9 protein-coding genes, 2 rRNA genes and 1 pseudogene (1 of these 12 only partly in view) are annotated in these 11,666 nt (G+C 64.9%); 3 read left to right on the forward strand and 9 right to left on the reverse strand.

Features of this window, described 5'->3' with window-relative positions; translation table 11 throughout:
• Positions 1-66: 66 nt before the first annotated feature.
• Positions 67-702 carry a Rossmann-fold NAD(P)-binding domain-containing protein gene (locus PJ250_RS04790; RefSeq protein ID WP_271648530.1) on the reverse strand — a complete coding sequence of 212 codons (636 nt, stop codon included), beginning with the start codon at positions 700-702 and terminating at the stop codon, positions 67-69.
• A gap of 85 nt (positions 703-787) precedes the next feature.
• The gene (locus PJ250_RS04795) at positions 788-1,774 is read right to left on the reverse strand and encodes an acrylyl-CoA reductase (NADPH) (RefSeq protein ID WP_271647407.1); all 987 of its coding nucleotides are present in this window, start codon (positions 1,772-1,774) and stop codon (positions 788-790) included.
• Between the two features lie 103 nt (positions 1,775-1,877).
• Here PJ250_RS04795 and PJ250_RS04800 point away from each other — a divergent pair.
• A pseudogene (locus PJ250_RS04800) lies at positions 1,878-2,192 on the forward strand (helix-turn-helix domain-containing protein); the annotation flags it as partial.
• Between the two features lie 364 nt (positions 2,193-2,556).
• A complete protein-coding gene (locus PJ250_RS04805) occupies positions 2,557-3,222 on the forward strand; it encodes a DUF998 domain-containing protein (protein WP_271647408.1) in 666 nt (221 codons plus the stop codon).
• Between the two features lie 8 nt (positions 3,223-3,230).
• Here PJ250_RS04805 and PJ250_RS04810 read toward each other — a convergent pair whose 3' ends face one another.
• Positions 3,231-4,154, reverse strand: coding sequence for a DUF808 domain-containing protein (locus PJ250_RS04810; protein WP_271647410.1), 924 nt, complete (start codon positions 4,152-4,154; stop codon positions 3,231-3,233).
• Between the two features lie 133 nt (positions 4,155-4,287).
• Here PJ250_RS04810 and PJ250_RS04815 point away from each other — a divergent pair, with 133 nt between their 5' ends.
• Positions 4,288-5,916, forward strand: coding sequence for a dihydroxyacetone kinase subunit DhaK (locus tag PJ250_RS04815; protein WP_271647412.1), 1,629 nt, complete (start codon positions 4,288-4,290; stop codon positions 5,914-5,916).
• A gap of 22 nt (positions 5,917-5,938) precedes the next feature.
• Here PJ250_RS04815 and PJ250_RS04820 read toward each other — a convergent pair whose 3' ends face one another.
• From PJ250_RS04820 to PJ250_RS04845, 6 genes are all read right to left on the reverse strand, one after another.
• Positions 5,939-6,313, reverse strand: coding sequence for a hypothetical protein (locus PJ250_RS04820; RefSeq protein WP_271647413.1), 375 nt, complete (start codon positions 6,311-6,313; stop codon positions 5,939-5,941).
• 16 nt (positions 6,314-6,329) lie between these two features.
• Positions 6,330-7,097, reverse strand: coding sequence for a LytR/AlgR family response regulator transcription factor (locus PJ250_RS04825; protein ID WP_271647414.1), 768 nt, complete (start codon positions 7,095-7,097; stop codon positions 6,330-6,332).
• Complete coding sequence (locus tag PJ250_RS04830) at positions 7,090-8,469, reverse strand: sensor histidine kinase (RefSeq protein WP_333909503.1); 1,380 nt, start codon at positions 8,467-8,469, stop codon at positions 7,090-7,092. Before PJ250_RS04830 ends, PJ250_RS04825 begins: the two co-directional genes overlap by 8 nt.
• A 132-nt stretch (positions 8,470-8,601) precedes the next feature.
• The gene (locus tag PJ250_RS04835; RefSeq protein ID WP_271648532.1) at positions 8,602-8,922 is read right to left on the reverse strand and encodes a glycine zipper 2TM domain-containing protein; all 321 of its coding nucleotides are present in this window, start codon (positions 8,920-8,922) and stop codon (positions 8,602-8,604) included.
• Between the two features lie 858 nt (positions 8,923-9,780).
• Positions 9,781-9,895, reverse strand: a 5S ribosomal RNA gene (gene rrf, locus PJ250_RS04840).
• Between the two features lie 151 nt (positions 9,896-10,046).
• Positions 10,047-11,666, reverse strand: a 23S ribosomal RNA gene (locus tag PJ250_RS04845) (it continues 1,246 nt past the right edge of the window).

The following is an 11,666-nucleotide window of genomic DNA, read 5'->3' on the forward strand; positions in this document are numbered from 1 at the left end:
GCAGGCGTTACCGGATCAGCTGAAAACAAGCAGTTTTCGAGCACGCGCGCGCAGTGCTCACCTGGCTTACGCCGCGAGTCGTTCGCTGGATACCACATGCCGCCCAGGGCGCGCCTGCAACGCGGCATCGACCAGGGCAGTGGCGATGCATTCGGCCGGGTTGATCCGCAAGCGAGCCGGCAGCAGCGGGCCGAGCATGCGCAAGGTCATTCCCGCAGCGCGTTCGACCAGACGCGACGCATGACGCTCGCCATCGATCAGTCCGGGGCGCACCAGGGTCAGGGAGACATAGCCCAGGGCGGTCAGGTCACGCTCCAGGTTGCCCTTGACCCGGTTGTAGAAGAAGCGCGACCCGGGGTCGGCGCCGGCCGCCGAGGTCAGCGCGTAGGACAGCGCCCCCCGGCCCAGCGCCTGTTGCGCCACCTGGAGCGGATAGTCGTGGTCGACGCGCGCAAAGGCGTCGCGCGAACCGGCCTGCTTCATCGTCGTGCCCAGCGTGCAGACCACGCTGTCGACCTTCCACCACTCGGCATCGCGCGGCAGGGCTTCGAAATCCACCACCGGGTTGATCAGCTTGGCATGGGCGGTGGCCAGCGGCCGGCGCGTCGGCGCGACCACGCGCTCGACCGTCTCCTCGACCAGCAGTTGGGACAGCACAAGGCTCCCCACCAATCCGGTCGCACCGACCACCATGACCTGCATCATCGCTGCGGATACCCACGCGCACCTGTCTCGTTGCTCCCCAGCCTAGCGCAGGCGTGCGCGCCGGTGCACGCGCGCGCACCGTTCAGGCGTTCACGTCGACCACCACGCGTCCGCGCACCTTGCCGGCGAACAGGTCATCGACCACGCGCGGCACCTCGGCCAGACCGACTTCCGTGGTGACCGACGCGAGCAGCACGGGATCCAAGTCGCGTGCCAGACGCTGCCACGCGGTTTCGCGCACGGCCTGCGGGGCGTTGACCGAGTCGATGCCCGCCAGAGTGACATTGCGCAGGATGAAGGGCGCCACCGTGGTCGGCAGGTCCATGCCCTGGGCCAGGCCACAGGCGGTGACCGTGCCGCGATAGCGCGTCTGCGCCAGCACATTGGCCAGGGTGTGGCTGCCGACACTGTCGACCGCGCCGGCCCAGCGTTCGCCCTGCAGCGGCTTTCCGGCTTCGCCCAGCGGACGACGGTCGATCACTTCGGCGGCGCCCAACGCCTTGAGGTGGTCGGCTTCTTCCATGCGTCCGGTGGAGGCCACCACGTGGTAGCCCAGCTTGCCCAGGATGGCGATGGCCACCGAGCCGACACCGCCATTGGCGCCGGTCACCAGGACCTCGCCGTCGCCCGGCCTGACGCCGTTGTGCTCCAGCGCCAGCACGCTCAGCATGGCTGTATAGCCGGCCGTACCGATGGCCATGGCCTGGCGCGCGTCGAAGGCCGACGGGCGATGCACCAGCCACTCACCCTTCACCCGCGCGCGTTGCGCATACCCACCGTGGTGGGTCTGGCTCAGCGCCCAGCCGTTGAGTACCACCGGATCGCCCGGCTTGAAATTCGGGTTGGACGAATCGACCACGCTGCCGGCCAGGTCGATGCCGCCAATCAGTGGAAAATTCCGCACGATCCCACCCTTGCCGCTCAGCGCCAGCGCATCCTTGTAGTTGACCGTGGAGTACTCCACCGCGACGGTGACATCGCCTTCCATCAAGTCGCTGTCTTCCAGCGTCACCAGCTGCGGCTGCACGCCACCGTCCACTTTGTTCACCTGCAATGCCTTGAATGCCATGGTCCTGGTTCCGTCGTGTCGATGGCGGCCATGCTAGCCGCCATGAAGTGAGCGCTACAGAACGTACACTCGTGTGCCTCGGTATCACCGGTGATCCTGTGCCATGCGCAAGCAACCCGAGTTCAAGAGCGGCTGTACGGTCGAACTGACCCTGCACGTGATCGGTGGGGTATGGAAGCCCCTGATCCTGTTCCACCTGCTGGGCGGCAAGAAGCGCTTCATGCAGCTGCAGCGTCGCGTCCCCAACGCCACCCAGCGCATGCTGACGCGACAGCTGCGCGAGCTGGAGGCCGACGGGGTGATCCGCCGCGAGGTGTTCCCTGAAGTGCCGCCACGCGTGGAGTACGAACTGACCACTTTCGGCCGCACGCTCGAACCGGTGCTACTGCTGCTGCGCGACTGGGGCGAGCAACATCGCCGGACCCTGTTGCCGGGCGACACGCCTACCGAGGACCGGACCCTGGAGCGCGGTGGCGCGATCCGCGCGCGGGCCCGCGTACAAGAGAGTGACCCCTCGGTTGCGTCGAAGGTTGATCGGGCCTGACTGGCAGCTTCGTCAACGCGCCTGGTGCTGGTTGAGAATCGATGGCTCGTGAACAGCCCACCGCCTGGCTCCGGGGCGCCGTAGGTTTGGGTCACACGCGACCGGGAGACCTCACATAACGACGACGACCGATTGCGCAGCCTTCTTCCGCTGAACAGGCCCCTCGCAGCGCGTGCATCGCATCGTCCCCATAGGGCGACTAGAATCGGACGCCTGCACGATGCAGCAGAACAGACCCATGCCAGGAACGGCAACCCGTACCGAGACCGTCATCGCCGCCACGCCCGCCCATCAGGACGTGCGCCCCCAAGCAACGTGGCCGCGCCTGGCGCTGTCCAGCCTGGGCGCCTTCGTCCTCATTACCGTGATCGTGCACTTGCTGCGTCCGGACCTGGACGTGGTGGACGATCAGATGAGCCTGTACCTGATCGGCCCATGGGGCCATCTGCTGCAGACCGCTTACTGCGTGCTCAGCGTGGGCATGCTGGCGCTGGTGCATGGACTTCAGCGCGACCTGGCCCCGACGGCGCGCAGCCGTGCCTGCCGGGGATTGTTCGTCACCGCAGCGGTGGCGTTGTGCATCACCGCCTTCGCCTGGATGGACATGCCCGAGGCCACGGTCACCCTGCAGGGCGACATCCACCACATCGCCGCGACCACCGCGTTCCTGTGCGCGACGATGGGGATCATCTGGCAGGCGCACATCTTCGGCCGCGATGCGCGTTGGCGCCAGCATCGTCGCTGGGCATTGCCGTGGGGCATGTTGTGCTTTGCCTCGCTGTGGGCGATGGGGGCGTGCCCGGACACCTTGAACGGCCTCGGACAGAAAGCCGTGATCGTGCTGATGCTGGGCTGGCTGGCTGCGGTGAGCCTGGTCCTGCTGGGCCACGCGCGCCGCGCGTGAACTGAGCCTCAGTCCGCGGCCGTGTTGCCGCGGGCCTTCCCCACCAGTTGGACCACGCCGAGCACGATCGCACCGGCCAGGATGCCGACCACGGCATTGGCCACGATCGACACCACGCTGCCCAGCGTGCCTTGGGGCAGGATGCCTTCGATGAAGTGATGCAGCGGGCCGATGTTGTGGACCAGGATGCCGCCGCCGACCAGGAACATGGCGATCGTCCCGGCGATGGAGAGGAACTTCATCAGCAGCGGCGCAGCCACCAACAGTCCACGTCCGATCGCGGCCAGCCCGGCGCCCTTCTTCGACAGCCACAGGCCCAGGTCGTCCAGCTTCACGATGGCGCCGACCAGGCCGTACACGCCCACCGTCATCGCCAGCGCGATCAGCGTCAGCACGATCACCTGCTGCAGGAACGGCGGCGTCGGCGAAGTCGCCGTCAGCACACCCAACGACAGCACGATGATCTCCGCCGAAAGGATGAAGTCGGTGCGGATGGCGCCCTTGATCTTGTCCCGCTCGTAGGCGACCACATCCACGCTTTCATCGGCCAGCGCACGGACCTGTTCGGCATGGCGCGCAGCCTCCTCTTCCTTCGAATGCAGGAACTTGTGCGCGACCTTCTCCACGCCTTCGAAGCACAGGTAGGCGCCGCCGATCATCATCAGATAGGGGATCGCCACCGGAAGCCAGGCGCTGATCGCCAGCGCGGCCGGCACCAGGATCGCCTTGTTGACCAGCGAGCCCTTGGCCACGCCCCACACCACCGGCAGTTCGCGATCGGCCGTGACCCCGGTCACCTGCTGCGCGTTGAGCGCCAGATCGTCACCCAGCACGCCGGCGGTCTTCTTCGCGGCGACCTTGGTCATCACCGCCACGTCGTCGAGCAGGGTGGCGATGTCGTCAAGCAGGGTGAGCAGGCTGGCTCCGGCCATGGGCGCAACTTCCAGTAGAGGGGCAGGCATTGTGCATGCGTGCGCGCCGCGCGGGGCGACCAGGCCTGCGCGTTCGGCTCACATCGCGTCCATTAAGCTCGGACGCCCGTGACAGATCAGACAGGTTGCCTGTATGCAGCAGTTCCTCGGGGCGCCCCGCGCCATCGTCGACGACATCCTCACCGGCACCGCGCAGCTGATGCCCCTGCTACAGAGCACGCCAGAATCCGGCGTGCGCATCGTCCTGCGCGCGCAGCGCGATCCGGCGCAGGTGGCGGTGTTGTCCGGCGGCGGATCCGGGCATGAGCCTTCGCACGCCGGCTTTGTGGGCAAGGGCATGCTCAGCGGCGCCATTGCCGGGGAGTTGTTCGCCTCGCCTGGCGTGGAAGCCGTGCTGGCCGCCATCCGCGCCTGCGCCGATGCGCCCGGCGTGCTGCTGGTGATCAAGAATTACACCGGCGACCGGCTCAATTTTGGTCTGGCGGCCGAGCGCGCCCGCGCCGAGGGGATCGACGTGGCCACGGTGCTTGTGGCCGACGACATCGCCCTGCCCGAGGCCAAGCAGCCGCGCGGCCTGGCCGGCACGGTGCTGGTGCACAAGTTCGTCGGTGATCTGGCCGCGCAAGGTCTGCCACTGGCCGAGATCGCCCAGCGTGGCCAGGCCTTCGCCGACCGCCTGCTGTCCCTGGGGATGGCCCTGTCCAGCTGCACCGTGCCCGGCCAGACCCAGGGCAAGCGCTCGCCCGAATTGGGCTTGGGCATCCACAACGAGCCCGGCGCGCGCAAGGTCGACCCGCAAGGTGTCGAAGACGCCTTGGAGCTGGTACTCGCCCCGCTGCTGGATGCAGCCGATGCGAAATACGGCGCGGGCGCGCGCCTGGTCGTGATGCTCAACGACCTGGGCGGCTGTTCTACCCAGGAACTGGGCACGCTGACCCGCGGCATGCTCACCCGTATCGGGGTGGAGCGGATCGCCCTGATGCCGCGCCCGGCCGCGCTGATGACCTCGATGGACATGCATGGCTTTTCGGTGACGCTGGCACCGGCCGATGACGACGTGCTGGCCGCGCTGCGCACGCCGGTCGAGACCCTGGGCTGGCCCGGCGTGGTCGAACCGCATGCGGTGAAACACTTCGCCCCTTCGCTGTCGCGCCAGGGGGCCGAGTCAGGCGGTGGCCGGCGCGACGCGGCACGCGGCGCGGCGCTGGGCAGGCTGGCCGAAGTCCTGATCCAGGCCGAGGCCGAACTCGATGCGCTTGACGCCCGCACCGGCGACGGCGACGCCGGTTCCACCTTCGCCAATGGCGCCCGCGCCCTGGCCGATGCGCTTGCACAGGATCGTCTGAGCACCGGTGAGGACGCCGCGCTGGCAACCGAACTCGCCGCACTGATCGAGCACAGCATGGGAGGCTCCAGCGGCGTATTGCTGTCGATCCTGTTCACCACCGCGGCGACGACGCTGGAGCACGGCGACGGCTGGCCGGCCGCGCTGGCCGCGGGCATTGCGCGCATGCAGGATTACGGCGGTGCGCGCGAAGGCGACCGCACCATGCTCGATGCGCTGATTCCCGCCATCCAGGCGCTCGATGGTGGCACGCTGGCCGATGCGATCAACGCAGCGCGCAGCGGCGCGGACGGCACCGCGCAGATGACCCGTGCCGGCGCCGGCAGATCGGCCGCGGTACCCGAGGACGCGTTACGTGGCGTGGTCGACCCGGGCGCGGAAGCCGTGGCGCGCGCCTTTGCGGCCTACGCGGGCTGAGGCCATCGAGACCTGCGTTCTTTCACAGGGCGCAGTCCGGCGCATGTGGCGTGCCGGTGTAATCCAGGCAATGGCGGAAGCCGGCGGGCAATCCCTTCAGTTCCCGGCTCTGCCCGGCGGCGAGCTGGAAGGCGAGCTCGGTCGCATCTGGCGGCACCTGGACCGCTGCCGGTCCGGCCACCTTGAAATAGCACGCGCCGCTTCGGCTTTGCATGCACGTGAAGCGGACGCGATCGCCCCGCGCCACGATCCGCGCGGCATCGACCTTGACGTGGTCCAGGCTGACGACCGACTCGATGCTCACATCGGCATGCACATGGCAGCCGCCCAGCAACAGCAGGATCGGAAACAGCACCGCCGGCGATCGCCAGCCGCGTTGGATGGAATGCAGTCGCATTGTGGGTCTCCTTGGCTTACATCGCGCGGAACAGCGGCATGAAGGTCGGGCTGACCGCGAGGACATCCGGATGCGTCTTCAGGCGCAGGCAGCCACGGCCGCCGTCCTCCCGACTGACCGATGCCACCGCGCGCAGGTTGACGATCGTGCCGCGATGGATCTGCTTGAAGTGCGCCGGATCCAGCGAAGGCAGCAGTTCGCGCAGCGGCGTACGCAACAGCGCCTCCCCCTCGCGCGTGACCACCACGGTGTACTTGTTGTCGGCGCGGAAGTACGCCACGTCTTCCACCAGGATCAGGCGCGTGTCGCGGCCGACGCTGGCGGTGAGCCAGACCAGGGGTTCTGCGACCGTGCGCGGCAGCGCACCACCCAGCTGCTGGAACAGCTCCGCCAGCGCTTGCTGAGCGGGCAGCGTTGGCGCCTGGCGTGCCAGCACGCGCTGCACGGTGGCCTTCAGCCGCTCCGGAGCGATGGGTTTGAGCAGGTAATCCACCACTCCGTGTTCGAACGCATCGACGGCATACTGGTCATAGGCCGTGGTGAACACGACCTGCGTGCGATATCCGGCCTGGGCCGCGGCCGCAGCCACTTCCAGCCCCGTCAGTCCGGGCATGCGGATATCCAGGAATGCGACGTCGGGCTGAGCGCTGGCGATGGCCTCCAGCGCGTCGGCCCCATCTTCGCACTCGGCGACCACGCGCAGCTCCGGTGCGACTTGGGCCAGGTGCGCCACCAAGGCGGCACGCAGCAAAGGCTCGTCTTCGGCCACGATGCAATCAGGCACGGGACGCCTCCTCTGCGATCGGCAGGGTGGCCGCCGGCACGCTGAGCGTTGCCGCGACCCCCTTGGGGAAGTTGGAGACCACCGCCAAGGTGGCGTGTGCACCGTACAGCAGGCGCAGGCGTTCGCGGACATTGCTCAGGCCGATTCCGGTGCCTCCCGTGCCGCCGGCAAAGCCCCGGCCGTCGTCGGCCACGGTGATGGACACCTGTCCCTCCATCACGCGCGCCAGCAGCCAGATCGTGCCACCTCCCGACTGCGGCTCCAGCCCGTGCTTGATCGCGTTCTCGACCAGGGTCTGCAGCATCATGGCCGGCAGCGGCAGGGGGAGCAGTGCCGCAGGGACGTCGACCTGCAGGGTCAGGCGCGGTCCCATGCGGATCTTCATGATCTCCAGATAGGCGCGCGCGCGTTCCAACTCCTCGCCCAGTGTGGACCAGACTTCTTCGCCGCGCGGAAGCGAGCGCCGCAGATAAGTGATCAGATGCCCCAGCATTTCGTCGGCACGGGCGGCATCGGTCCGGGTGAGCAACTGCGCGCTGGTCAACGTGTTGTAGAGGAAATGCGGCTCGATCTGCGCATGCAGCAGGCTCAGCCGGGCCTGCGCGACTTCCTTGTCGGTCGCGATCTGGCGCGCGCTGTCCTGCTCGGCGCGCCGGCTTTCCGCAATCCGGCGGCTGATCGCCCGGCTGATCGCATCGGCATGCTCCAGATTGGCGCCGTGATCGATTTTCAGCCAGTCGGTCCAGGCGCCGCTTTCGGGTTCGCAGATCAGCGACAGGCTGCTGCTCTCGGTGCCTGGTGTGATCGTCGCAAGCAGCTGGTTGCGACGAAAGCCCAGCCAGGGAATCAGACTGAAGCGGCCCGGCGGCCGCTGGCGCCCGTAGGGATCCGAGTAACCCACTTTCGCCCGCACCTGCAGACTGTCACGCGCACTCTGGATCTCCTCGACGCCCGGCAGTTCGCGTACTGCCGCGTCGACCAGGGCAAACGCCTCGCTAGCGCCGAGCGGGATCTCGATCTGGCGTCGTTGGCGGTTGGCAAGGGTGACCGGATCCACGCGTCCGGTGATCAGGCGCACCCGGCGCACGTGCGAAAACGCCCCCGCACTGACATAGCCGATGAAGAGCAGCGCTGCCAACACGACTGGCCATGCTGGTCCGTTGTCGATGAAGGGAATCGACGCATAGATGATCAGCAGCAAGACAAATGCGAGCACCCAAGCCAGCGTGATCCGCATGACAAAAAAAAGACCAGCCATCGCCCCTTCCCCAAGACATTGAATCGTGCCGCGAGGATAGACCGCCGCTCGCAGAGCCGGGACGGGCAGGTGACGAAACGCCACAAACGCCGACGAAACACCCGCGGTGGGCACTCAATCGGACCGGAGGCGCCCAAGCGCCGGGTTTGGCGCTTCCATTGAGTCGCCAAAAAGAAAAGCGGGGCCATGACTGGCCCCGCTCTAGGTCTCAAGCTCGGGAAGGCGATCAATTCGCCAATCGATGGCTTACTGGCGGGTGCAACGCTTCTCCACCACGCGATCGCCCTGCTGTTCCTGATGGTGCCCCTGCACCGTGCGCCCGACCGCGCCGCCAGCCACGGCGCCACCGACCGTTGCCAGCTTCTTTCCGGTCCCGCCGCCAATCTGATTGCCTAGCAGGCCGCCGACCACCGCGCCAGCGGCGGTCCCGGCGATACGGTTGGGATCCTTGCTGTTCTTCTGCACCTCGACGTTGTGGCAAACCACGCGGGTTCCATCATTGAATCGGCGCCCTTCGTCCTGCGGCCCATAGCTCTGCGCCATCGCGGCATTGGCCGCCATCATCATTCCACCGACCAGCATGATGCGAATCGTGTTCATGCGTGTTTCCTCGCAACGGTTTGAAACGTGTGGCCATGACGCCACCCGTCCCAGCAGCGCACCGTGAAAAATAGCGGACTCTGCCCTGAACAGGGCAGGTTGTTCACGTGTGGCTTCTTGATGTTTGGACGAGGTGATCGCCCTGGCTTCTTGCGCTGGCGTTGTCCGTTCCCGGTGCTGTAGCGCAGGACACTCACCTGGTGCCTCTGATGAACCCTTTATGCAGGCAAGTTCGCCGAACTGGGCGGGCATTTGCGTCTTGTCTCCCACAAGGCAGAATGACATTCAAAAGCGAGAAGCTGGATGGTCGCCGCCCTTGAGTTGTCTCCTCGGGCATTCCGGCTGCACGCCTTCTCGACCTGCAGCCTTGATGACACGCTGTATCCGCAGATCTGGAGGCTTTCCTTTGTGCGGAGTGGCGTGGGATCTGGTCGAGCGTTGGCCGGCGTCGGTAAGCGCTCTGGCTCAGGCTTGAAGCGTTCGAAGTTTTCACGAACACGCCTCGGCATTCTGCCTTCGCCGATGTTCTGCGTTTGCTGGTTGACGGGTCGCTCTGTGCCTACGACGCAACCGTAGGACTGAAAAGTCCGCCTGCGTCGCCCGATTGGGTTCCCATGCTGCGTCTGGCGCCGTATGTCCTGACCACGCGCGCGTTGATGGGGCAGTCGCGCAGATGAGAGGTTTCTGCGATTTGCCGCGCAGCGGGTGCTGTATGGCACGGCGTTGGGGATTAAGTCGCACGGCGCCGTTGGGCGTTTGTCGGGTTGCGGACGGACAAAGAAAAACCCCCCAGATCTTTCGATCTGAGGGGTTTTAGGTGTAAGGCCCTGGCGATGACCTACTCTTGCATGGCTTAAGCCACACTACCATCGGCGCAACTGCGTTTCACTTCCGTGTTCGGGATGGGAACGGGTGGGACCACAGCGCTAATTTCACCAGGGAGACGGTTGGAGCGTCGCCATCCAAACAACGGATGAGGCGCACAGTCTCGCGTAGTTACTTGTGATGTAGGGAGTGTATAGATGGCATCGACGTGTTGTCGAGGCTAAGTGTGTGGTGCATCGGCGTATGCCGAAGCCACTTGAGGTTATATGGTCAAGCCGCACGGATCATTAGTATCAGTTAGCTCAACGCCTTACAGCGCTTACACACCTGACCTATCAACCACCTAGTCTTGATGGTTCCTTTAGGGGACTTGTGTCCCGGGAGATCTCATCTTGAGGCGCGCTTCCCGCTTAGATGCTTTCAGCGGTTATCGCTTCCGAACATAGCTACCCGGCAGTGCCACTGGCGTGACAACCGGAACACCAGAGGTTCGTCCACTCCGGTCCTCTCGTACTAGGAGCAGCCCCTCTCAAATCTCCAACGCCCATGGCAGATAGGGACCGAACTGTCTCACGACGTTCTGAACCCAGCTCGCGTACCACTTTAAATGGCGAACAGCCATACCCTTGGGACCGACTACAGCCCCAGGATGTGATGAGCCGACATCGAGGTGCCAAACACCGCCGTCGATATGAACTCTTGGGCGGTATCAGCCTGTTATCCCCGGAGTACCTTTTATCCGTTGAGCGATGGCCCTTCCATACAGAACCACCGGATCACTAAGACCTACTTTCGTACCTGCTTGATCCGTCGATCTTGCAGTCAAGCACGCTTATGCCTTTGCACACAGTGCGCGATGTCCGACCGCGCTGAGCGTACCTTCGTGCTCCTCCGTTACTCTTTGGGAGGAGACCGCCCCAGTCAAACTACCCACCATACATGGTCCCCGATCCGGATAACGGACCTAGGTTAGAACGTCAAGCACATCAGGGTGGTATTTCAAGGATGGCTCCACTGCAGCTAGCGCCACAGTTTCATAGCCTCCCACCTATCCTACACAGACGAACTCAACGTTCAATGTAAAGCTATAGTAAAGGTTCACGGGGTCTTTCCGTCTTGCCACGGGAACGCTGCATCTTCACAGCGATTTCAATTTCACTGAGTCTCGGGTGGAGACAGCGCCGCTGTCGTTACGCCATTCGTGCAGGTCGGAACTTACCCGACAAGGAATTTCGCTACCTTAGGACCGTTATAGTTACGGCCGCCGTTTACTGGGGCTTCGATCAAGAGCTTCGCCTTGCGGCTGACCCCATCAATTAACCTTCCAGCACCGGGCAGGCGTCACACCCTATACGTCCACTTACGTGTTTGCAGAGTGCTGTGTTTTTGATAAACAGTCGCAGCGGCCTGGTCACTTCGGCCTCCCCCAGCTATTCACCAGAAGAGGCGCACCTTCTCCCGAAGTTACGGTGCTATTTTGCCTAGTTCCTTCACCCGAGTTCTCTCAAGCGCCTGAGAATTCTCATCCTACCCACCTGTGTCGGTTTACGGTACGGTCTGTGTAAGCTGAAGCTTAGGAGCTTTTCCTGGAAGCGTGATATCAGCAGCTTCGCTCTAAAGAGCTCGTCCTTCGTCTCAACGTTGCTCCCCCGGATTTGCCAAAGGGAACCGCCTCAACGCTCTCACCAGGACAACCAACGCCTGGCCTGCCTAACCTTCTCCGTCCCTCCATCGCACTTACACGAGGTGCAGGAATATTAACCTGCTTCCCATCGACTACGGCTTTCGCCCTCGCCTTAGGGACCGACTAACCCTGCGTCGATTAACGTTGCGCAAGGAAACCTTGGGCTTTCGGCGTGCGGGCTTTTCACCCGCATTATCGTTAC

Source organism: Pseudoxanthomonas sp. JBR18, assembly GCF_028198165.1.
In the GTDB taxonomy this organism is placed as follows: domain Bacteria; phylum Pseudomonadota; class Gammaproteobacteria; order Xanthomonadales; family Xanthomonadaceae; genus Pseudoxanthomonas_A.